The 21643-nt window shown below is 73.6% G+C and carries 18 protein-coding genes and 1 riboswitch; of the genes, 14 read left to right on the top strand and 4 right to left on the bottom strand.

The window, feature by feature from the left end; genetic code table 11:
• The first annotated feature begins 262 nt into the window (after positions 1-262).
• From ACZ52J_RS27650 to ACZ52J_RS27625, 6 genes are all read left to right on the top strand, one after another.
• Entirely contained in the window at positions 263-1174 is a 912-nt protein-coding gene (locus ACZ52J_RS27650) for an ABC transporter ATP-binding protein (RefSeq protein WP_360504436.1), read from the top strand.
• A gap of 118 nt (positions 1175-1292) precedes the next feature.
• The gene (locus ACZ52J_RS27645) at positions 1293-2123 is read left to right on the top strand and encodes an ABC transporter permease (protein ID WP_360504434.1); all 831 of its coding nucleotides are present in this window, start codon (positions 1293-1295) and stop codon (positions 2121-2123) included.
• 73 nt (positions 2124-2196) lie between these two features.
• Complete coding sequence (ddaH, locus tag ACZ52J_RS27640; RefSeq protein ID WP_360504432.1) at positions 2197-3048, top strand: dimethylargininase; 852 nt, start codon at positions 2197-2199, stop codon at positions 3046-3048.
• Between the two features lie 35 nt (positions 3049-3083).
• A complete protein-coding gene (locus ACZ52J_RS27635) occupies positions 3084-3284 on the top strand; it encodes an MbtH family protein (RefSeq protein WP_360504430.1) in 201 nt (66 codons plus the stop codon).
• A gap of 129 nt (positions 3285-3413) precedes the next feature.
• Positions 3414-4505 (top strand): polyprenyl synthetase family protein, encoded by a 1092-nt coding sequence (locus ACZ52J_RS27630; protein WP_465622546.1) that lies wholly within the window; start codon positions 3414-3416, stop codon positions 4503-4505.
• A gap of 42 nt (positions 4506-4547) precedes the next feature.
• Positions 4548-5096: a YciI family protein gene (locus tag ACZ52J_RS27625; RefSeq protein WP_465622544.1), complete on the top strand. Its 549-nt coding sequence runs from the start codon at positions 4548-4550 to the stop codon at positions 5094-5096.
• A gap of 55 nt (positions 5097-5151) precedes the next feature.
• On the opposite strand, the gene ACZ52J_RS27620 is transcribed toward ACZ52J_RS27625, so the two are convergent.
• Positions 5152-6006: a hypothetical protein gene (locus ACZ52J_RS27620; RefSeq protein WP_465622542.1), complete on the bottom strand. Its 855-nt coding sequence runs from the start codon at positions 6004-6006 to the stop codon at positions 5152-5154.
• A 107-nt stretch (positions 6007-6113) separates the two neighbouring features.
• Positions 6114-8003 (bottom strand): serine/threonine-protein kinase, encoded by a 1890-nt coding sequence (locus tag ACZ52J_RS27615; RefSeq protein WP_465622541.1) that lies wholly within the window; start codon positions 8001-8003, stop codon positions 6114-6116.
• Between the two features lie 440 nt (positions 8004-8443).
• On the opposite strand from ACZ52J_RS27615, the gene ACZ52J_RS27610 reads away from it, so the two are divergent.
• From ACZ52J_RS27610 to ACZ52J_RS27600, 3 genes are all read left to right on the top strand, one after another.
• A complete protein-coding gene (locus ACZ52J_RS27610) occupies positions 8444-8899 on the top strand; it encodes a MarR family winged helix-turn-helix transcriptional regulator (RefSeq protein WP_465622540.1) in 456 nt (151 codons plus the stop codon).
• Between the two features lie 66 nt (positions 8900-8965).
• Complete coding sequence (locus ACZ52J_RS27605) at positions 8966-9598, top strand: RNA polymerase sigma factor (protein ID WP_360504418.1); 633 nt, start codon at positions 8966-8968, stop codon at positions 9596-9598.
• Positions 9595-10671: a CU044_5270 family protein gene (locus tag ACZ52J_RS27600; protein WP_465622539.1), complete on the top strand. Its 1077-nt coding sequence runs from the start codon at positions 9595-9597 to the stop codon at positions 10669-10671. The genes ACZ52J_RS27605 and ACZ52J_RS27600 overlap by 4 nt, the downstream gene beginning before the upstream one ends.
• A 155-nt stretch (positions 10672-10826) precedes the next feature.
• On the opposite strand, the gene ACZ52J_RS27595 is transcribed toward ACZ52J_RS27600, so the two are convergent.
• Positions 10827-11567: a dienelactone hydrolase family protein gene (locus tag ACZ52J_RS27595; protein ID WP_465622537.1), complete on the bottom strand. Its 741-nt coding sequence runs from the start codon at positions 11565-11567 to the stop codon at positions 10827-10829.
• A 404-nt stretch (positions 11568-11971) separates the two neighbouring features.
• Here ACZ52J_RS27595 and ACZ52J_RS27590 point away from each other — a divergent pair, with 404 nt between their 5' ends.
• The gene (locus ACZ52J_RS27590; protein ID WP_465622536.1) at positions 11972-13117 is read left to right on the top strand and encodes an NADH:flavin oxidoreductase; all 1146 of its coding nucleotides are present in this window, start codon (positions 11972-11974) and stop codon (positions 13115-13117) included.
• A 243-nt stretch (positions 13118-13360) separates the two neighbouring features.
• Here ACZ52J_RS27590 and ACZ52J_RS27585 read toward each other — a convergent pair whose 3' ends face one another.
• Positions 13361-15370 (bottom strand): putative Ig domain-containing protein, encoded by a 2010-nt coding sequence (locus ACZ52J_RS27585; RefSeq protein WP_465622591.1) that lies wholly within the window; start codon positions 15368-15370, stop codon positions 13361-13363.
• A 561-nt stretch (positions 15371-15931) separates the two neighbouring features.
• Positions 15932-16157: riboswitch (cobalamin riboswitch) on the top strand.
• 156 nt (positions 16158-16313) lie between these two features.
• Between ACZ52J_RS27585 and metE the strand changes: the two genes are divergently transcribed.
• The 4 genes from metE to ACZ52J_RS27565 all read left to right on the top strand — a co-directional run bounded on the left by metE (position 16314) and on the right by ACZ52J_RS27565 (position 21574).
• Positions 16314-18683, top strand: a complete 2370-nt coding sequence (gene metE / locus ACZ52J_RS27580; RefSeq protein ID WP_465622535.1) for a 5-methyltetrahydropteroyltriglutamate--homocysteine S-methyltransferase — start codon at positions 16314-16316, stop codon at positions 18681-18683.
• 186 nt (positions 18684-18869) lie between these two features.
• On the top strand, positions 18870-19256 hold the full coding sequence (locus ACZ52J_RS27575; RefSeq protein ID WP_465622533.1) for a DUF485 domain-containing protein: 387 nt from the start codon (positions 18870-18872) through the stop codon (positions 19254-19256).
• Positions 19253-20983, top strand: a complete 1731-nt coding sequence (locus ACZ52J_RS27570) for a solute symporter family protein (RefSeq protein ID WP_465622532.1) — start codon at positions 19253-19255, stop codon at positions 20981-20983. Before ACZ52J_RS27575 ends, ACZ52J_RS27570 begins: the two co-directional genes overlap by 4 nt.
• A 3-nt stretch (positions 20984-20986) precedes the next feature.
• A complete protein-coding gene (locus ACZ52J_RS27565) occupies positions 20987-21574 on the top strand; it encodes a cysteine dioxygenase family protein (protein ID WP_465622531.1) in 588 nt (195 codons plus the stop codon).
• The last annotated feature ends 69 nt before the right edge of the window (positions 21575-21643 follow it).

Genomic DNA, 21643 nt, shown 5'->3' with positions numbered 1-21643 from the left:
TCATGGACATGGGAACCCTCTCGAGCGGGTTCCTGACAAGCCCGATTCTGCGGTTAGATGAGTGTGCGCCAGGTGTTCGATCGGATGTGAACCGGCCACGCCCCGGAGGCCGTTGTTCAGAATCGGGTCGACCCGAAATGCGCTCCGGCCCGCCCGGAACGGGCCCGAATTCCCGGGGCCGGAGGATGCCGGCCCACCGGGGCGGCGACTCGCGCGACTGCCCCGGTCACTTCCCAGAGCCTTCCCGAAAGGAGCGGCCCGCGTGGACACCCCTGCCGTCCGAATCAGCAGTGCGGTCAAGACCTTCGGCGCCACCACGGCGGTGGGCGGCCTGGACCTGGAGGTGCCGGCCGGCATGTTCCTGGGCCTGCTCGGGCCCAACGGCGCCGGCAAGTCCACCACCATGCGGATGCTCACCGGACAGACCCGGGCGGACTCGGGCACGGTGGAGGTCTTCGGGCACCGGATGCCGGACGACTCCCGCCGGGCCCGCTCCCTGGTCGGCGTCGTGCCGCAGCACGACAATATCGACCCCGAACTGACGGTCCGGCAGAACCTCGACGTCTTCGTCCGCTTCACGGCCCTGCCGCGCGCCGGGTATCGTGACGCCGTCGACCGCGCCCTGGCCGCGGTCCGCCTCACCGACCGCGCCGACACCCGGGCCGACGCGCTCTCCGGCGGCATGCGCCGCCGGGTCCTGCTCGCCCGGGGCATCGTCAACAACCCGCGGCTGCTGCTCATGGACGAGCCCACCGTCGGCCTCGACCCGCAGATCCGCCAGGACCTGTGGGATGTCATCGACGGGATGCGCGAGAGCGGCACCACCGTGGTGATGTCGACGCACTACATCGAGGAGGCCGAGCGGCTCGCCGACGAGGTCGCCGTGGTGTTCGGCGGCCGGCTGATCGCCCGGGGCACCCCCGCGGAACTGCTGCGCGCGCACGCGGGCGCCCAGGCCGCCGAGTACCGGGGCGACGCGGCCCGGCGCGAACTGGTCGAGGCCGAAGCCGCCCGGGCCGGGCTGCCCAGCCGCCGCACCGGGCCGGCCGTCTCCGTCCTGCGGGCCGAGACCATCTCCGCGCACCTGCACGAGCGCCTCGGGCCGCCGGACGTGCTGCGCCCGACCTCCCTGGAGGACGTCTTCGTCGCCCTGACCGGCGAACTGTTCGGCTGACAACCGCCCCCGCCGCCGCGCCCCGCCGGCCGGCCGCCCCCGACGGGCCCGGCCGGCGGGGCGCGCACCGGCCACCGGCGGGGGCCGGCCCGCCGACCCCCAGAGAAGAGGACACCCGATGACCACGGCGACGCCCACGCCCCGAACCCGGGAACAGGCCGGCCCCGCCGCCGAACCCGGCCGCCCGCCGGCCCTGTGGCCGACCATGCGCGCGGTCTGGCTGCGCGAACTGCTGCTCTTCCGCCGCTACTGGCCCGCCGTCACCTTCGGCTCGCTGATCGAGCCGCTGGTCTACATGACCGGCTTCGGTCTTGGCTTCAGCCGGCTGATCGACTCCGTCCAGGGCCACCCGTACCCGCAGTTCGTCGGCGTCGGCATGGTCGTCACCTCGGTGCTCTTCGCCTCGGCCTTCGCCGGGATGTTCGAGAGCTTCAACCGCCGCAAGTACCAGAAGATCTACGACGCCGTCCTCTGCCAGCCCGTCGACGTCTGGGAACTGGTCACCGCCGAGGCCTCCTGGATCGCCGTCAAGTCCTCCGTGTACGGCACCACGCCGCTGCTGGTCACCCTCGCCATCGGCCTCCCGCCGACGCCGGAACTGCTGCTCGTACCGCTGGTGGCGCTCGTCTCCGGCTTCGCCTTCGCCCTGCTCGGCATGTGGGTGTCCTGCCTGGTGCCGGCCATCGACTGGCTGCGGCTCGTGGTCTCCGGCGTGCTGACCCCGCTGGTGATGGCCGCCGGCGTGTTCTTCCCGCTGGACGGCCTGCCCGGCTGGGTCCACGCCGTCGCCGCCGTCAACCCGATCTACCACTGCATGCAGACGGTCCGGCACGCCGCCTTCGGGACGCTCGGGGCGGCCGACGCGCTGCACGGGGCCGTGCTGGCCGGCTTCGCCGCCCTCGCCTGGTACCTGGCCGTCCGCGGGATGCGCCGGCGGCTCATCGACTGAAACGGGGACACCCCCGACCGACCCGGACCCGGCCTTCCCCCGGGCACCGCGCAGACCAAGGAGAACCACGTCCATGACGGACACCGCCCGACCGGGCCCGCGCGAGCGGCCGCCGGTCCGCACCGCGAGCCCGCGACGCTTCCTGATGTGCCGGCCCAGCCACTTCGGCGTCAGCTACTCCATCAACCCCTGGATGCACCCGGAGAAGCCGGTCGACGGCGAGCGCGCGCTCGCCCAGTGGACCGGGCTGCGCGACCTCTACCGCGAACTCGGCCACACCGTCGAGGAGATCGACCCGCTGCCCGGCCTGCCCGACATGGTCTTCGCGGCCAACGGCGCCACCGTGATCGACGGGAAGGTCCTGGGCGCGCGCTTCCGCCACGCCGAGCGCACGGCCGAGGGCCCGGCCTACCTCTCCTGGTTCCGCGACCAGGGCTACTCCGACCTCCTGTGGCCCGAGCACATCAACGAGGGCGAGGGCGACTACCTGCTGGCCGGCCGCCGCCTGCTGGCCGGCACCGGCTTCCGCACCGACCAGCGGTCGCACGCCGAGGCCCAGGAGTTCTTCGGCGTCCCGGTGACGAGCCTGACCCTGGTCGACCCGGAGTTCTACCACCTGGACACGGCCCTCGCCGTCCTCTCCGACGACGAGGTCATGTACTACCCGGCGGCCTTCACCCCGGGCAGCCGCGCGGTGCTGCGCGAACTCTTCCCGGACGCCATCCTGGCCACCGACGAGGACGCCGCCGTCTTCGGCCTCAACGCGCTCTCCGACGGCCGCCACGTCCTGCTGCCCGAATCGGCCACCCACCTGATCGGCGAACTGCGCCTGCGCGGCTTCGAGCCGATCGGCGTGGACCTCACCGAACTCCTCAAGGCCGGCGGCAGCGTCAAGTGCTGCACCCTGGAACTGCGCGGCCGGTGACCGCGCCGTCCCCACCCATCAGAGAGGACGACCCGATGACGAACCCCTTCGACGACCCCGACGCCGACTACCTGGTCCTGGTCAACGACGAGGGCCGGCACTCCCTGTGGCCGGCCTTCGCCCCGGCCCCCGCCGGCTGGCAGCAGACCTTCGGCCCGGCCGGGCGGCAGGACTGCGTCGACCACATCGAGACCACCTGGACCGACATCCGGCCCAGGAGCCTGGCCCAGGCCTAGGGGGCGGCGGTGGGGGCACCGGTGGGGCAGCATGGTGCCCGACCACTGCCGGGTGCGTGGTGCCTGCGCGTCCGCGCGGGCACGCACCGCCGCCTGACCCGCATCGCCGCCTGAACGGAAGACACCTTCGTGACCGGTACCGCCGCCGTCCCCGCCGAGCAGATCAGGGCCCGCCTCGCCGGGTACGAGCGCCGGTTCAACACGCTGTCCGAGCAGTACTTCCAGGACCTGGCCGCCGCCTTCGACGCTCCGTCGTTCAGCCGGTTCACCCCGGGCTGTCTGGCTCTGCTGCGGGACCTGTCGTTGCGCGGCGGCAAGCGGATGCGGGTGGCCCTGCTCTTCGAGGCCGCCCGCCTGGTCACCGCCGAGCCCGTGGAGGGGCTGGACGACGCCGCGCTGAGCATCGAACTGCTCCAGACCCACGGGCTGGTCCACGACGACATCATCGACGACAGCCCCACCCGCCGGGGCGGGCCCTCCACCTACTACGCCTACCGGGGGCAGTTCCCCGACCGGCCGCAGGCCGCGCTCGGGCTCGCCCTCCTCGCCGGCGACCTCGCACTCGCCCTGTCCCTGCAGGTCCTCCTCGACTCCCGGGCCCCGCTGCCGGTGCGACAGGCCATGGTCGAGGTGCAGACGCGCGCGGCCTCGGCCACCTTCGTCGGCCAGATCATCGACCTGGAGCGGGACTTCACCGCGGACCCGGACGAGGACATGCTGCACGACGTGGCCGACTACAAGACCGCCCGCTACTCGGTCCTCGCCCCGATGCAGATGGGGCTGCTCGCCGCAGGCGTCCAGCCCGCCCCCCACGACAAGGAACTGCGGCGCTACGCCCGGCTGGTGGGGATCTGCGGCCAGATGCGCGACGACTACCTGGACCTCTTCGGCGACGCGGGGACCATGGGCAAGCCCACCGGAGCGGACATCCGGGAGGGGCGGCGCAACTACACCGTCCGCGCCGTCCTGGCAGCGGCCACCGACGCCGAACGGGCCCTGGTGGAGTCCGCACTCGGCGACGGAGCCTGCCCCGAGGACACCATCGCCGCCATCCGCGACATCGCCCACCGCCACGGCATCCCCGACCGGATGCGGGCGGACATGCGGCGCCACGCGCACGCGGCCGCCACGGAAGCCGCCGGATGGCGTCCCCGGTGGCGGGAGGAGGCCGTCGCGTTCTTCGAGTACCTGCCGAGGTGGAGCGTCGAGCGAGTGCGGTGAAACCCGCTCGACCCGGTGACCCCTTCTACGCGATCCTCGGGCATGGAGTTTCTCTGCTACCACCGCGACCGGCCCGGTTCCCCGCCGCTGCGCGACGAACTGCTGGAAGAGCACTGGTCGTACATGGACCGGTACGCCAAGGAGATGATCGCCCGGGGCCCGACCCTCGCCGCCGACGGCACGCCCACCGGAAGCGTGCACATCGTCGACCTGCCGGATCCCACCGCCGCCCGCGCGTTCGCCTTCGACGAGCCGAACTACCAGGCCGGCGCCTATCGGGACGTGCTGCTGCGACGGTGGCGCAACATGCTGGGACGCACCATGTGGGACTTTCCCGGCGGTCGGACAGGTGGCAACCGGTACCTGGTGCTCGGCCTCGGCACGGGGCAGGCCGCCGACCTCGCGGTGCCGCCCGACCGGGACGGGCTGATCGCCTACGGGCCCCTGCTGTCCGACGACGGCGCCATCTGGCTGGGCACGGCGGTGCTGCTCCGGGCGCCGGACCCGGACGCGGCGCGCGCCATCCTGACCCCGGGGCGGTACGCCGACATCGAGGTGCACAACTGGCAGTTCGGCGGGCCCCCGTCATAGTCGAGGACGCCCGGCCGACGTCGACCGCCGAAGCCCCGAGGGCTCGGGGCAGGGCTCAGGGGCAGTGGTAGCTGAAGGAGGCGGCGGCGGTGCGGGGGGTCGGGGTGAGGAGTTCCAGGGTGGCGGTGGCCTGGAGTGAGCCCTGGCCCTCGAAGCTCCAGTGCAGCACCAGGTCGGTGTGGTGCGCGCCGGAGCGGACGTCCTGGACGATCTCGTCCGAGGCGGTGCCGTCGCTGCGCAGCCAGCGGTAGCGCAGGGCGCCGGAGCCGCCGTTGGACTCCACCACGGCGGTGGCCACTGCGGTGCCCGCGCAGCCGGGGCTCGCCGGGTCGACGGTCACGGTGACGCCGGTGACGGCCAGCGCCGGGCCGCGCAGGTGGCGCCAGAAGAGGAAGGCCGCGAGGGCCAGGAGGGCGACGACCAGCGGTGCCAGCCACCGCCACACCCGGCGGGCGCGCCGCGGCGGCCCGGCCTCCGGCGTCGCCCGGCCGTGCCACGCGGCGGCGGCCCGCGGGGGGACGCCGGGACCGAAGCGGCGCAACTCCCCTGGGGCGAGGGGCCGTTCCTGCGGTGCGGCGGAGACGGCTGGCTCTGCTTCGGCGTCCTGGACCTCGGCCGGGGTGGTGCTCTCTCCGGCCCGCGCGGGGTCGGTGAGGGTGATGGTTTCCCCGCTCGGCGGCGTGCTGCGCCAGACGCGGGGGTCGAGGAAGGTCGCGTTCGCCGCCTCTTCCTCGTCCTCGGCCTCGGCCCGCGCTTCGGCCTCCCGGGGCAGCCGCACGGTCGTCTCGCCCGCGTCCGGGCCCGTGCCGACTCCGACGTCCGCACCGCTGCCGGTGGCCGGGCGCGCGCCGAGAGCGATGGTGTGTTCCGCGCCCGGGTCGGGGGCGGAGTCGGGGCGGGGCTCAGGCATGACTTCTCCGGGACGGGGACGGGGACGGGCGCGGGGCAGGGGCGACGACGGAAGACGGAAGGCGGAAGGCAGGGGAGGGGGCCCGTACGGGCGGCGGTGAAGGGACGTCAGCGGGGCGGGTTGCAGAGGAAGGCGGCCGTCTCGGCGGATGTCTGGCCCGGCTTGGCCGCCGCCGGCGTGGTGGTGACGCGCACGCCCCAGGTGGGGAAGGTGTCGGCCGAGCCGAAGTCGTGCGCGCGGGTGATGGTGGCGGTGCCGTTCTGGACCGCCACGGTGTCGGTCGCGACGGTGACCGCGCGGCCGCCCGAGCTGTGGTACCAGCTGAGCGTCAGCGTCCCGCTGCCGGCGCCGTGGGCCGTCACCGTGACCGTCGCGGTCAGGCTCCAACGGCCGCTGCAGGTCAGGGAGTTCAGGCTGACAGAGTCGACCGCCAGGGTGGCGGGGGCGACCGTCGGAGTCGGAGTCGGGCTCGGGTTCGGCGGGGCGGTGACGGGGGTCGGCGCGGCCGTGGTGGGGGCCGGTACGGCGGGGGTGGACGGTGTCGGCGGGAGGCCGGGGGCGGGCGGGGCCGGCGTGGCCGGTGCTGTGGGCGCCTTGACGGTGGGCGCGGCGGTCGGCGCCGCGGTCGGGGTGCCGCTGGGCGTGCCCGGGGTGGCCGTGGGCGAAGCCGTCGGGCTCGCCGTGTCGCTGTCGCTGTCGCTCGGGGCGGGGGAGGCGCCGTCCGTCGGCTGCTGCGGGCCGAGGCTGGTGGTCGCCTGGGGGGAGGCGGCGCCGACGACCGTCCGGGCACCGCCGTCGGTGGCCCCCGCGACCGCCAGGCCGGCCAGCGTGGCCAGGGTGAGGGCGCCGGCCGCGACCCCGGTGAGGGCCTTGCCACGGTTGCGCAGGAGCACGCCGGGGCGGGCCGGGACCCGGCGCAGCACGCCCTGGGCCCGGGCGGCGCCGGGTACGGAGCCGGAACCCTGGGGGCCGAGCGCGGTCCGGGAACCCAGGGAGGTCTGGGAGCCCAGGGAGGTGTGGGCCAGCGAGGTGACGCCGCCGGCCGCGCCGGCGCCGGGCAGCAGCGCCGCGAGCAGGGCGAGCAGGGCGAGGAGGTCGAGGCGGCCCCGTTCCTCCCAGTCCGGCCCGTAACCGGTCGTCGCCACCGCCTCCAGCTCGCGGACGAACGCGGCGGCGCTGTCGGGGCGGGCCCCGGGATCCTTGGCCAGACCCGCCAGGATCAGCGGCCGGACGAGGTCGGGCGCCTGGTCGGCGGGGATCGGTGCCTCGGCGTGCTGGACGGCGAGTTCGGCGATCGTGGCGCCGTCGAAGGGGCGGGCACCGGTGAGGCACTCGAAGAACGTGACGGTGGCGGCGTAGACGTCCCCGGCCGGGGACGCCGGACGGCCCGCCCACTGCTCGGGCGGCATGTAGGCGGGGGTGCCGGAGACGTCGCGCTCGTCGCCGCTGGGCACCGCGATGCCGAAGTCGACCAGCTTCGAGGTGCCGGCCGCGTCGACGAGCACGTTGGCGGGCTTGTAGTCGCGGTGCACCACACCGGCCTCGTGGGCGGCGGCCAGGCCCAGCAGGGAGCCCTTCAGCACCACCAGGGCCGCCTGCGCGGTGGTGGCGCCCTCCGCCCGCAGCAGGTCGCGCAGGGCGATGCCGTCCACCAGCTCCATCACGATGGCCGAGCCCTGCGCCCCCTCCACGTACTCGTAGAGCCGGGTGATGTGCGGGGAGTCGATCCGGGCGAGGACCTCGGCCTCGGCGCGCAGCGCGGGCGTGCCGACGCGGTCGTGGAGGTACTTGATCGCGACCGGGGTGCCGGTCTCCCGGTGGTGGGCGAGCACGACGCGGCCGCTGGCGCCGGCGCCGAGCTCGCGTCCGTGGAGGTAGTCCGGGAGTTCCCAGGCGCGCGCGTCCTCGGGCGCCGGTGGAAGGAGGGCGGGCGCGGGAGCGGCGGGCTGCGTGCCGCTCCCGCCGGGTCTGTCGCCCTGCTGCGTCCGGTCGTCCATCGTCCCGTGCTCCCGTCCCTGTCGTGCCCGCCGTCCCCCGGCCGTCGGCCGTGCCTGTCGGCGCGGCACCCTACGGCATGCCGACCGACATGGAGGACGCGCCCCGTGGACACCGGGTTCCGGGCCTCCGGGGGCGGGTGGTCGTGGCCCAGGTGATTCGCACGGCGTGCCAACCGTTCGGCCGTCTTCACGGTGACGACCGCCCGCCGAGCGCGCACGACGGCACCGCCCGGAGAGGTTCAGTCGATGATGTGGCGCAGGTAGGCCTCGGGGTGTTCCAGGTGGCGGCGCCAGTGGTCGACCAGCGCGAGGTCCTGCCGGCGGGTGCGGCGCACCCCGTGGTCGCCGAGTTCCGCCGCCTGCGGCAGCGGATGCCACTCTGCGAGCCCGGCCGGCGGGGGTACGGGAAAAGCGTGTGCGAAGCACGTTATTCTGGAGGGGTGAAGCACGAGACAGGACACGACATCGCCGACGCCCTCGGGCTGCTCCTACGGCGCAGCACCCGGGCCCGCCTCTACACCCGCCTGACCGAGGGGCTGGGGGAGGCCGTCGACGACCTCACCTACCCGGTCCTCAGCGGCCTGGCCCGCACCGGCCCGTACAGCGCCGCCGACCTCGGCCGCGAGATCGGACTCGACCGCACCACCGTCACCCGCCGCGCCGACCGCCTCGAACAGGCCGGCCTGCTCCAACGCCGCCCCGACCCCGCCGACGGCCGCGCCACCCTGCTCGCCCTCACCGATGACGGTCACGCCGTCATCGCGGCCACCCGGCAGCGGCTCGCCGCCGGCATCGAGGACTCGCTCGCCACCTGGCCGCAGGCCGACGCCCGGGACTTCGCCCGCCTCCTGCGCCGCTTCGTCGACGAGGGACCCTTCGCCGCCGACCACGACTGACCGGGTGACGCAGGTCACGGGAACTCGCTCCCGGGTGCCGGACAGCCCATAGGAGTGATCACAGATATGCGAACCCGGGTACGGGCCGGGGACCCGAACGTCTTCGGGGAGTTGTTCGACCTCCATGCCCGATCCGTCTACAACCACGCCTTCCGTCTCACCGCGGACTGGTCGGCCGCCGAGGACGTCATGTCGGCGACGTTCATGGAGGCCTGGCGGTTGCGCGGCAGGGTGGCCGCCGAGGGCGGGTCGCTGCGGCCGTGGTTGCTGGGCATCGCGACGAACCTCGCCCGCAACCACTGCCGCAGCAACCGGCGCTACCGCGCCGCGGCCGCAGCGCTCGCCGCGACGGGGCCTTCGGTGGTGGAAATACCCGACCATGCCGAGGACGTGGCCGGCCGGGTGGACGACCGGCGCCGGATCGCCGCCACGATGGCCGCCATGGGCTCGTTGCGCCGTCCCGAACGCGAGGTCCTGATCCTGTGTCTGTGGGAGGGCCTGGAGTATGCCGAGGCCGCCGAGGCCCTCGGCATCCCCCTCGGGACCGTCCGCTCCCGCCTGTCCCGCGCCCGTACCAGGCTGCGCAAGCTCGCACAGGCGGAACTGACGGCGGACAGACGGGAACCCGCCCGCCGGACTCGACAGATAACTGGGGACCGCGCGACAGCGGTCCGGCCCGTACCGGAAGGAAACCGATGAACGCCAGCCCCTCCCAGCCGCACCCGGCTGAGTGGCCGGAGACCGATGGGCTCCTGCCGGTCGTGGCGCGGGATCTTCCGACGGGCCGCCACGAGTTCCACAAGGAGAGCCTGATGGCCCGGATCCACGAAGACCTCGACAACGCCGTCTCCGGCCCCGCCCGAATCAGCACCCCCAAGCCGCGCAACCCGTTCCTGCGCCGCGCGATCCTCCTGCCGGTGGCGGCATGCGTCCTGACGGGCGCCGTCCTGGTCGGAGCCGGCCTGAGCCTGAGCGGCGGCCCGGACCAGGCCGCCACCTCGGGCACCGGCCCCGCCCTGACCACCACCGTCGGCGCCGCCGACGCGCACGGGGTCGTCCAGCTGCTCGACCGGATTTCGCTGGCCGCCCAGGAGACCGCAGCCCCGCCGGCGAGGGCGGGCCAGTTCGTCTACATCGAGTCGAAGGTCGCCGGCAGCTATGTGCGGACGGTCGACGGCAAGAGCTCGGTGGTCAGCGACGCACTGAACACGCGCCGGACCTGGACGTCGCCGGACGGCCGGCGGGGTTGGCTGATCGACCAGCAGAACAAGGACGGCATCTCCCTGGACTCGAAGGTCGAGCCGTACCTCAACGCGCCGTCCTACGACTACCTGGCCGCCCTCCCCACCGACCCCGACGCCCTGCTGAAGAAGATCTACACGGAGACGGCGGGCCACGGCCCCGGCCCGGACGCGGAGGCGTTCACCACCCTCGGCGATCTGCTCATCGAGAGCTACCCGTCCGCCCAGCTCTCCGCCGCGCTCTACAGGGCCGCCGCCAAGATCCCCGGCGTGGTCCAGGTGGACGACGCGGTCGACGCCGTCGGCCGCCACGGGGTCGCGGTGGCCCGGTTCGAGGAGAAGACCGGCCAGCGCACCGAGTGGATCTTCGACAGTGCGTCGTTCACCTTCCTCGGCGAGCGCACGGTCCAGGTCGAGGGCACATCCGGCGACCACGACCTGATCACGCCCGGCACGGTCGTCTTCACCCATGCCATCACGGCGCGCGCGATCGTCGACGGCATGAAGGAGACGCCTTCCCACTCGGCCTGAACAGCCCCGGCTCGTCCCACCCGAGCCCCGGGGCGCCCGCTACCCCCGGCGTCTCCCGCGCCCCTCCGCCCCTCCGCTCCTCCGCCCCTCCGCCCCTCCCTCCCGGCTTGGCCTGAGCCGGGAGGGAGGGGTTGGCCCGGTCGGCGCCGAGCGTCCTACCGGGCGGTCGGCTTCAGGGTGCGGCCGAGGAGGGGGAGCAGGCGCTCCCAATGGCGTTGCAGTGCGGCGGGGTTGAAGGCGTCGGTGTCGGCCATGGTGAAGCCGTGGACGGTGCCGGGGTAGATCTCGGAGGTGTAGCCGACACCCGCGGCATCGAGGACCTGGTTGAGCTCGCCGAGAGCCTCGGGCGTCAGGTCGGTTTCGGCGTGGCCGAAGTGGACCTCGGCGGTGAGGCGGTGCAGGTTGTCGGGCCCGGCGACGCCCACGGGGCCGTGGAATCCGGCGAGGGCGGCCACCTGGCCGGGGTGCGCCGCGGCGGTGCGCACCGCCAGGAGGCCGCCGATGCAGTACCCGGTCACCGCGACCGGTCCGGGACGGACCTCGGGCTGGGCGGTGAGGAACCCGAGGTAGGCGTCGGCGTCGCTCAGGACGCGTTCGGCGGTGTGCGCCTGGATCAAGGGCATCACCTGGGCGATGAGCGCGGACCGGGCCTCTCCCCCGATGTGCTCGGGAAGGTCGAGCAGCGGTGTCGGGCCGTGCCGGTAGAAGTAGTTGGGGACGAGCACGTAGTACCCGTGCCCGGCCAGTTCGCAGGCCATCTCCCGCAGCACGGGCCGGATGCCGAAGGCGTCCGCGTACATCAGCACCCCGGGGTGCCGCTCGCCGTCGTCGGGGAAGGCGGCGAAAGCGTCGGCCTGGCCGTCCGCGGTGGGAATCTGCAACGTCTTCGTGGGCATGCGTTCTCCTGTCGTGGTCGATGTGTCGAGCCTGTGGTCAACACGACGGAGGCGGGGCTCGCGCGGCAGCGCAGGATCCTCGATCGAACAGCGGGCCCGCCCCGGCCCGTACGGCGCTCAGAGGAGCGCCGGGTCACCGATCCGTGTGCGGCGCAAGGCCGTCCCGGTCGTCATAGCCGGACAGCGTAGCCCACCGGCCTGAAATCCGAAGGGACTTCGAGACTCCCTCGCCACTGAACGTCGATGCGTGATGTCGGTTTGCCGAAGCCGCCCCACCTCGGGGGAGTGGCGCGGATCACAGGGGGGTTCGCGCGGTCGGCGAAATGCGGGGGCCGCCGAGGTGGTTGGCACGGGCAACCGTTTTCGTCCCGGCGCACACCACCCCTTACCCGCGAGGAATCCCCATGACCGTCACCGAGCCCGCTGCGGCCGCCGACCCCTTCGCCTCCCGCGCGGCCGAGATCCTGTCCCGGCCCGTCACGATCAACGGGCTGACCGTGCCCAACCGCATCGTGATGGCGCCGATGACGCGCCAGTTCTCCCCGGGCGGCGTGCCCGGCGAGGACGTGCGCGGGTACTACGCCCGCCGCGCCGCCGCGGGCGTCGGCCTGATCGTCACCGAGGGAACGTACGTCGGCCACGAGTCCGCCGGCCAGAGCGACGACATCCCGCGCTTCCACGGCGAGGAACAGCTGGCCGGGTGGGCCCGCGTCGCGCAGGACGTCCACGCGGCGGGCGGCACCATCGTGCCGCAGCTCTGGCACATCGGCATGGTGCGCAAGCAGGGCGACCCGCCGTTCGCCGACGCCCCCGCCGTCGGCCCGTCCGGCATCCGGCTGGACGGCACCGAGGGCACCGGGCGGGCGATGACCCGGACCGACCTGGACGCCGTCATCGGCGCGTTCGCCGAGGCCGCCGCGGCCGCCGAACGGATCGGCTTCGACGGCGTCGAGCTGCACGGCGCGCACGGCTACCTGCTCGACCAGTTCCTGTGGGCGGGCACCAATCGCCGTACCGACGCCTACGGCGGCGACCCGGTCGCCCGGACGAAGTTCACGGCCGAGGTCGTCGCGGCGGTGCGCGAGGCCGTCTCCCCCGAGTTCCCGGTGATCTTCCGCTACTCGCAGTGGAAGGCGGAGAACTACGACGCCCGCCTCGCCGAGACCCCGCAGGAACTGGAAGCGATCCTCACCCCGCTCGCGGAGGCCGGCGCCGACGCCTTCCACGCCTCGACCCGCCGCTACTGGATCCCCGAGTTCGACGGCTCCGACCTCAACCTGGCCGGCTGGACCAGGAAGCTCACCGGCCGCACCGCCATCACCGTCGGCTCGGTCGGCCTCGACGGCGACTTCGTCCGCGCCTTCATGGGCGAGGGCGCCCCGGTCCAGGGCATCGACAACCTGCTCGACCGGCTGGAGCGCGACGAGTTCGACCTGGTCGCCGTCGGCCGCGCCCTCCTCCAGGACCCGCAGTGGGCCGCGAAGGTCCTCGCCGGCCGCTTCGCCGACCTGCACCCTTACGACGCCGCCGCAGTCCGCACCCTGAGCTGACCCCCCCGCCCCGAGGCCCTGCCGCGCGGCGCGCGCGAGAGGGCCGGAGGGCCGGGCAGACCGGCCACACCCCGGATACCTACCGGAAGTCGGCCGGCCTGCTGACGGCCGGCGCGCAGAGCGGCTGACCGTTCGGCAGGCGCACCACCCCGCCCGGTGGTCCGCCGCTGCCGACGGGTGGAAGGCGGTGGGGCTGCGGCAGCCGGCTGCCGCAGCCCCACGGATCGTACGGTCAGGAGATGGTCAGGACACGGTGAGGGCCGTGTCGTCGATGACGAAGCTCGTCTGGAGGGAGCTGTCCTCGGTGCCGGTGAACTTCACGGTGACGTTCTGGCCGGCGTAGGCGGAGAGGTCGAAGGTGCGCTGCTGGTAGCCGGCCGCGGCGTCCACGTTGGAGTAGGTCTTCAGCGTGGTGCCGTTGACCGAGACGGTCAGCTTGTCGTACGCGGTGCTGCCCGACTCCGCGGTGTCGATGTGCAGGTAGAAGCTGAGGGCGGCCTTGCAGCCGGCCGGTACGGCCAGGGTCTGGGCGAGCGTGTCGGTGTGGGCGGAGCCGTAGCCGTCGAGCCAGGACTTCCAGCTGCCGCCGTGGGCGGGCTCACTGCCGGAGTTGTCGATCACGCCGGCGCTGGCCGTCCACGGGGTGGCGCTGCCGGTCTCGAAGCCGGGGTTGCCGAGGAGCTGGGCGGGGGTGCAGCCGCCGCCGGCGCCGGTGACGGTCCAGCCGAAGGTGGTGGAGCCGCTGGCGCCGGTGCCGTCGGTGGCGGTGACGGTCACGGTGAAGGTGCCGGCGGTGTTCGCGGTGCCGGTGATCAGGCCGGTGGCGGCGTCGACGCTCAGGCCGGCGGGCAGGCCGGTGGCGCCGTAGCCGAGGGACTGGCCGGAGGCCGAGTCGGTGGCGTGGATCTGCAGGCTGACGGCGGAGCCCTGGGCGGTGCTCTGGCTGCCCGGGTTGGTCACGGTGACGGTGTTGCCGCCGGTGCTGCCGTTGGTGAAGGCGGCGGTGCCGTTGGGCGTGCCGAGGCCGGTCGGGCCGTCGTAGCCGGCGGCGGCGGTGCACAGGTAGGACGGGGAGCAGCTGCCGTTGGCGCCGCTGGTGACGTCGTACAGGGAGCCGGTGTGCGCGTACGGGTAGGAGGCCGGGGCGGTGCCGGCGGCCGGGGTGCCCGCCAGGGCGTAGACGGAGGCGATGATCGGGGAGGAGGCGCTGGTGCCGCCGTAGACGTTCCAGCCCGAGCCGCCGTAGGTCTGGTAGACGGCGACGCCGGTGGCCGGGTCGGCGACGGCGGAGACGTCGGCGACGGTGCGCTTGCCGCAGCCGGTGTCGTGCTGCCAGCTCGGCTTGGCGTCGTAGGCGGAGCAGCCGGAGCCGGCGCCGTTGCCGCCGGAGCTGCTGCCCCAGACCTTCTCGGTCCAACCGCGGGCGGTGGAGGCGCGGTTGAGGCTGGTGCCGCCGACGGCGGTCACGTACTGGGAGGCGGCCGGGTACTCGACGCCGTAGCCGGAGTCACCGGAGGAGACGGTGATGGCGACGCCGGGGTGGTTGAAGTAGCTGGTGTCGGAGCTCGGGTCGGTGGAGTCCTCGCCGCCGCCGTAGCTGTTGGAGACGTACTTGGCGCCCATCGAGACGGCGGTGTTGACGGCGGCGCCGAGGTTGCTCATGTTGGCGTCGTCGGACTCGACCAGCAGGATGTGGCAGTTGGGGCAGACGGCGCTGACCATGTCGACGTCGAGCGAGATCTCGCCGGCCCAGCCGCTGTCGGCGGTCGGGTAGCTGGTGCCGCCGCGCTGGTCGACCTTCCTGAAGCAGCCGTTGGCGGTGGTGCAGGCGGGCAGGCCGTACTGGGAGCGGTAGGTGGCGAGGTCGGACTCCGCGTTGGGGTCGTCCTGGGCGTCGACGATGGCGACGGTGGCGCCGGCGCCGGCCGAGGTCGGGAGGTTGTAGGCGGAGGCGAGGTCGCTGGGGCCCAGGCCGGAGGGGTTGATGTCCGGAGCCAGGGCGAGGTGCTGGACGAGGTCGGTGCGGGCGAGCGCGAGGCAGGCCATTTCGCCGGGGTGGGTCGGGGCGGCGCAGACGTGCTTGGTGGTGACACCGGTGGTGGGGCCGGTGCCGGCGGTCCCGCCGGGGACGGCGGCGGCGCCGGGGGCGGTGGCCGCGAGCAGGCCGGTGGCGGCCAGCGCGAAGGCGGGCAGGGCGGCGAGCAGTCTGCGCGCCCGGGCAGGGCGCGCACCGCTGGGGGAGTGGAAGCGCAAGAGTCGACCCTCCGTGGGGGTGAGGGCGCGGCCGGTGCCGGCAGTTGGGGTGCTCGCCGGGACGGGCTCGGGCCCGTGCTGACGGATCACGTGCAGGTGCTCGTCGGCCACGGCGGATGGCCGTGGACCGGCATGGTGCTTGCGCTGTACGGGAGGTGGGGCACGCACCCCGGGTGAGCAGGGTGGTGTGGCCATGACATGCATGGGCATGTCGGAGGCCCGTACCGTTCACGGTCGGGCCCGGCCGCTTCGGCACCGCCATGAGGTTACTGACGGGTGTTCGACAACCTCAAGGTGCCGTTCGCAGCCTTTACCGGGCTTTGCCCATCAATTGTCCGGAGGATGAGGCGGGTTGCTCCGCACCGGCGGAGGCGGGCTGCTCCGCACCGGCGGAGCCGGGTCGCGACGCCGGTGGGTGTCGGTGGGTCCCGCCGTGACGAGCCGTCATGTTCCGACTCCCGCGATGGGGAAGCCTGGTCCTCCGGCCGCTCCTCGCGTCGACGCCGTCCCAGTATCCGGACGATTTGAGCGAATCCCTGTTCAGCTCCCGCGGTCCTGCGCCTAAGCTGGCCGTGCAGCTGGTTCGCCCTGTCCGCCAGGCAGGCGCGTCGCAAGAGGGAACCCGGTGGGAATCCGGGACTGCCCCGCAGCGGTGAGTGGGAACGACCGCCGTCATACGCACTGGGCCCGGGACGGGTCTGGGAAGCGACGGCCAGTAGGTGTCCGCCCTGGAAGCAGGGCGGCTGTGCCCGCGAGTCCGAAGACCTGCCACTGCCCGCGCGCGACCGATCGCGCGCGGAGATCCGGTGACCTCGAGGGCGGGTCGGCGTACCTACCAGACGGAGCCGCGCCCACGTGCGGGCGCCCGTCCGGTTCGTCACCCCTTCGCGCCTTCGTCCCGTCATCGGGGACCAGAGGAATCAGGCTCGCGAAGGAGAGTCCCTTGACAGCGAAGTCCGCAGCGACCACCACCAGCACCACCGCAGTCGCCACCACCGCCACCACCACCGGCGCCGCAACCACCACCGCAGCCACCGCGTACGGCTACCCCCGGCAGGGTCGCAACCGGGAACTGAAGAAGGCGATCGAGGGGTACTGGAAGGGCGCGGTCACCGCCGAGGCGCTGCTGAACACCGCCGCCGACCTGCGCCGGGAGAGCTGGGCCCAGCTCGCCGAGGCCGGGGTTGGGGAAGTCCCGACCGGAGACTTCTCCCTCTACGACCACGTGCTGGACACGACGGTCGCCGTCGGCGCGATCCCCGCCCGACACCGGTCCGCGGTCGACACCGATCCCCTGGACGGCTACTTCGCCATGGCACGCGGCACCCAGGAGGTGGCGCCGCTGGAGATGACCAAGTGGTTCGACACCAACTACCACTATCTCGTACCGGAGTTGGGCTCCGACACGGTCTTCGCCGCGAACCCGGCCAAGGCGGTCGCCGAGCTGCGCGAGGCCCTCGTCCTCGGCCACGCCGCCAGGCCGGTGCTGGTCGGTCCGGTGACCTACCTGCTGCTCGCCAAGCCCGCTCCCGGGGTGGCCGAGGACTTCCAGCCGATCACCCTGCTGGACCGGCTGCTGCCCGTCTACGCCGAACTGCTCGCCCACCTGCGGGCGGCGGGCGCCGAATGGGTGCAACTGGACGAGCCCGCCCTCGTCCAGGACCGCACCCCGGCCGAACTCAACGCCGCCGCCCGCACCTACCGCGAGCTGGGCGGCCTCGCCGACCGGCCCAAGCTGCTGGTCGCGAGCTACTTCGACCGCCTCGGCGACGCCCTGCCGGTGCTCGCCAAGGCCCCGGTCGAGGGCCTGGCGCTGGACTTCACCGGCCCGGCCGCCGCCAACCTGAACGACCTCGCCGCCGCCGGCGGCCTGCCCGGCAAGCGGCTGGTCGCGGGAGTCGTCGACGGCCGCAACATCTGGATCAACGACCTGGAGAAGTCGCTGGCCACCCTGGCGACCCTGCTCGGCCTCGCCGACAGCGTGGACGTCGCGCCGTCCTGCTCCCTGCTGCACGTGCCGATCGACGCCGCCGCCGAACGCGACATCGACCCGCAGATCGCCCGATGGCTGGCCTTCGCCCGGCAGAAGGCCGCCGAGGTCGCCCTGCTGGCCCGCGGTCTGCGGGAGGGCGCCGGTGCGATCACCGCCGAACTCGCCGCGAACCGCGCCGACCTGGCCTCCCGGGCCACCTCCCCGATCACCCGCGACCCGGCGGTCCGGGCCCGGGTCGCCGCCGTCACCGGGGCCGACACCCGCCGCGCCCAGCCCTACCCCGTCCGGGCGGCGGCCCAACGCGCCCGGCTCGGCCTGCCGCTGCTGCCGACCACCACCATCGGATCCTTCCCGCAGACCACCGAACTGCGCGTCGCCCGCGCCGACTTGGCGGCCGGTCGGATCGACGCGGGCGCGTACCGCGAGCGGATGGCGGCCGAGGTCCGCGAGGTCATCGCCTACCAGGAGAAGGCCGGACTGGACGTCCTGGTGCACGGCGAGCCCGAACGCAACGACATGGTCCAGTACTTCGCCGAGCAGCTCACCGGCTACCTGGCCACCCGGCACGGCTGGGTGCAGTCCTACGGCACCCGCTACGTGCGGCCCCCGGTCCTCGCGGGGGACATCTCCCGCCCGCGCCCGATGACCGTCGACTGGTTCCGCTACGCGCAGGGCCTGACCGCCCGCCCGGTCAAGGGCATGCTCACCGGCCCGGTCACCATGCTCGCCTGGTCCTTCGTCCGCGACGACCAGCCGCTCGCCGACACCGCCCGCCAGGTCGCCCTCGCCCTGCGCGACGAGGTCACCGACCTGGAGGCCGCGGGCGCCGCCGTCGTCCAGGTCGACGAGCCGGCCCTGCGCGAAACCCTCCCGCTGCGGGCCGCCGACCGCCCGGCGTACCTCGACTGGGCCACCGAGTCCTTCCGCCTCGCCACCTCCGGCGTCCGCGCCGACACCCAGGTCCACACCCACATGTGCTACGCCGAGTTCGGCGCCATCATGACGGCGATCGACGACCTCGACGCGGACGTCATCTCCCTGGAGGCCACCCGCTCGCACATGGAGGTCGCCGGAGAGCTCGCCGAGGCCGGCTACCCGCGCGAGGTCGGCCCCGGCGTCTGGGACATCCACTCCCCGCGCGTCCCGAGCACCGACGAGGCGCTCACCCTCCTGCGGGCCGGCCTCGCCGCCATCCCGGCCGAGCGGCTGTGGGTCAACCCCGACTGCGGCCTGAAGACCCGCGGCTGGCCGGAGACCCGCGCGTCCCTGGACAGCCTGGTCGCCGCCGCCCGCCGCCTGCGCGAGGAACTCGCCGGCTGACCCGCCGGCGGACGGCCACCGGGGCGGAGGCGGCACTCGCCGCGTCCGCCCCGGTGGGCCGGGCCGTTGCCGGTTGCCGGTCGCGGATCGCCGGTTTCCGCCGCCGGTCGCTCGTTGATCGCTTGTCTACCGCGCACTTCTACGGTCGGGCCATCGGCAAGTTCCGCACCGCTCAGAAGGATTCCCATGATGGACCCCACCGTGTCGTCGGGCCGCGACGCGCCCTGGATCGGCGACGATCCGCGATTCACCGAACTGCGCGCCGCCTACCGCACGTTCGTGTTCCCGGTGACGGCGGCCTTCCTGCTCTGGTTCCTGGCGTACGTGCTCTGCTCGGCCTATGCCCGCGACCTCATGGCGACGAAGGTCGTCGGGAACGTCAACGTGGCCCTGGTCTTCGGACTGCTGCAGTTCGTCTCGACCTTCGGCATCGCCCTGGCCTACGGCCGGTTCGCCGCCCGGCGGCTGGACCCGCTGGCCGCGGCCCTGCGGAGCGTGGCGGTGTCCCACCCGACAGCCCCGGCCCCGGCCGGCCACGGCGGCGACCAGGAACCGACGGAGAACCAGGCATGACACAGCACCTTCCGCTCGCCGCGACGACGGCGCAGTCGGCATCGAACAAGGCCCTGACGATCGGCCTGTTCGTCGCCCTGGTGGCGGTGACCCTCGTCATCACCCTCTGGGCGCGGCGGAGCACCCGGGGCACCGGCGGCTTCTACACCGGCGGCGGCGAGTTCTCCGCGCTGCAGAACGGCATCGCGATCTCGGGCGACTACCTGTCCGCGGCCTCCTTCCTCGGCATCGCCGGGATCATCGCGCTCTCCGGGTACGACGGCTTCCTCTACTCGATCGGCTTCCTGGTCGCCTGGCTGGTCGCGCTGCTGCTGGTCGCCGAACTGCTGCGCAACACCGGCCGGTTCACCATGGCCGACGTGCTGGCCGCGCGGCTGCGCAGCGGGCCGATGCGCACCGCAGCGGGCGTGTCGACCATCGTGGTCTCGATCTTCTACCTGATCGCGCAGATGGTCGGCGCGGCGACGATCGTGGGGCAGCTGCTCGACGTCAAGGGCAGCGCCGCGCAGATCTGGACCATCGCCGGGGTCGGCGCCCTGATGATCGTCTACGTCGTGGTCGGCGGGATGAAGGGCACCACCTGGGTGCAGATCGTCAAGGCGGTGCTGCTGATCGCCGGCGCGGCGACGATGACCGTGTGGGTGCTGGCGAAGTACGGGTTCAACATCAGCCACCTGCTCGGGGACGCCGCGGCGGCGTCCAAGAAGGGCGACGCCTTCCTCCAGCCCGGCCTGAAGTACGGGGCGACCGACGGCTGGTCGAAGCTCGACCTGGTCAGCCTCGGCACCGCCCTGGTGCTGGGCACCGCGGCGCTGCCGCACGTGCTGGTCCGCTTCTACACCGTCCCGACCGGGCGTGACGCACGCAAGTCGGTGAACTGGTCGATCGGCATCATCGGGGTGTTCTACCTGATGACCCTGGTGCTCGGCTTCGGCGCGGCCGCGCTGGTCGGCACGGCGACGATCAAGGAGAAGGACCCCTCCGGCAACACCGCCGCCACCCTGCTGGCCGAGCACCTCGGCGGCGGCGCGGGCACCACCGGCGGCTCCCTGATGCTCGCCTTCATCGCGGCGGTCGCGTTCGCCACCATCCTGGCGGTCGTCGCCGGGCTCACCCTGACCTCCTCGTCGTCGTTCGCCCATGACCTGTACGCCAGTGTCATCCGCAAGGGCCGGGCCACGGAGCGGCAGGAGCTGGTCACGGCGAAGGTCGCCGCCGTGGTCATCGGCGCGGTCGCGGTCGCCCTGTCGATCTTCGCCAGGGACCTCAACGTGGCGTTCCTGGTGGCCCTGGCCTTCGCCATCGCGGCCTCGGCCAACCTGCCGGCGATCCTGCTGACCCTGTTCTGGCGGCGCTTCACCACCTTCGGCGCCAAGTGCGGCATCTACGCGGGCCTGGTCAGCGCGATCGGCCTGGTGCTGCTCTCCCCGATCTGCTGGGGCGGCGCGAGCAGTACGGTCCACGCCGTGAAACTGACGGCCGCCCAGGCGAAGGACTGCGGGGTGCCGGCGGCCAGCAAGCAGGTCGGCAACGCCACGGCGCTGATCTCCTGCACCACCACCGCGCCGATCCCGCTGCAGAATCCGGGCGTCATCTCGATCCCGGTCGGGTTCGCGGCCGCGGTCCTAGGCTCCCTGGCCGGCGGCCGCCGCCGTCGCGACGAGGAGTCGGACCCGCGCCGCTTCGAGGAGTTCGAGGTCCGCGCGCTCACCGGGGCGGGGCGGTAGACCGTGGCACCGGGCTCCAACCTCGACGAGTTCCTCTCCGACCTCGCGCGCTACGCCGCCGCGGACGTCCTGACCGCCCAGCTCACCGCCGACACCCTGCGCAAGTACCTGCGGGCCGGACTGATCGTTCCCGACGACCTGTGCGCCGGCGACACCGACGGCTACGCGCAGCGTCTACTGCATGCCGGACGGACACACTCCGTGGTGGCCCTGACCTGGCTGCCCGGGCAGTCCACCCCGATCCACGACCACGTCGCCTGGTGCGTGTCGGGTGTGGTGGAGGGCGTCGAGGTGGACGAGGCGTACCGGCTGTGGCGGCTCCGCCGCTCCGGCCGCCGGGTGCTCGCGCCGGCCGGCCGGACCACCTGCTCGCCCGGCCGGGTACAGCTCCTGGTGCCGCCGGACGAGGACATCCACCGGGTGTCGAACGGCGGCACCGGCCGCGCGGTCTCCCTGCACGTCTACGGCGCCGACATCTCGCTGAACGGGGACAGCTCGATCAACCGGGTCTTCGGGCAGGACCTCGTGGACGCCCCGCCGGACGGGGCCCGCCTGGTGAGCTGGCGGCGCCCGGACGCTCTGGCCCCCTGACCGGCACCCGGCGCCCTGACGGGCTGCGGACTGACGGGCCGTCCGATGTGCACGGCCCGTCAGCCGCGT

This window comes from Kitasatospora sp. NPDC034035, from assembly GCF_055575755.1.
The sequence above is the reverse complement of the archived record's forward strand: the minus strand, read 5'-3'. Positions and strand labels throughout refer to the sequence as shown.

What these genes read in the sequence shown, in the direction of transcription:
- ACZ52J_RS27645 (WP_360504434.1), top strand. Translation starts at nt 1,293, where the DNA reads ATGACCACGGCGACGCCCACGCCCCGAACCCGGGAACAGGCCGGCCCC.
- ddaH (WP_360504432.1), top strand. Translation starts at nt 2,197, where the DNA reads ATGACGGACACCGCCCGACCGGGCCCGCGCGAGCGGCCGCCGGTCCGC.
- ACZ52J_RS27635 (WP_360504430.1), top strand. Translation starts at nt 3,084, where the DNA reads ATGACGAACCCCTTCGACGACCCCGACGCCGACTACCTGGTCCTGGTC.
- ACZ52J_RS27625 (WP_465622544.1), top strand. Translation starts at nt 4,548, where the DNA reads ATGGAGTTTCTCTGCTACCACCGCGACCGGCCCGGTTCCCCGCCGCTG.
- ACZ52J_RS27620 (WP_465622542.1), bottom strand. Translation starts at nt 6,006, where the DNA reads ATGCCTGAGCCCCGCCCCGACTCCGCCCCCGACCCGGGCGCGGAACAC.
- ACZ52J_RS27615 (WP_465622541.1), bottom strand. Translation starts at nt 8,003, where the DNA reads ATGGACGACCGGACGCAGCAGGGCGACAGACCCGGCGGGAGCGGCACG.
- ACZ52J_RS27605 (WP_360504418.1), top strand. Translation starts at nt 8,966, where the DNA reads ATGCGAACCCGGGTACGGGCCGGGGACCCGAACGTCTTCGGGGAGTTG.
- ACZ52J_RS27600 (WP_465622539.1), top strand. Translation starts at nt 9,595, where the DNA reads ATGAACGCCAGCCCCTCCCAGCCGCACCCGGCTGAGTGGCCGGAGACC.
- ACZ52J_RS27595 (WP_465622537.1), bottom strand. Translation starts at nt 11,567, where the DNA reads ATGCCCACGAAGACGTTGCAGATTCCCACCGCGGACGGCCAGGCCGAC.
- ACZ52J_RS27590 (WP_465622536.1), top strand. Translation starts at nt 11,972, where the DNA reads ATGACCGTCACCGAGCCCGCTGCGGCCGCCGACCCCTTCGCCTCCCGC.
- ACZ52J_RS27575 (WP_465622533.1), top strand. Translation starts at nt 18,870, where the DNA reads ATGATGGACCCCACCGTGTCGTCGGGCCGCGACGCGCCCTGGATCGGC.
- ACZ52J_RS27570 (WP_465622532.1), top strand. Translation starts at nt 19,253, where the DNA reads ATGACACAGCACCTTCCGCTCGCCGCGACGACGGCGCAGTCGGCATCG.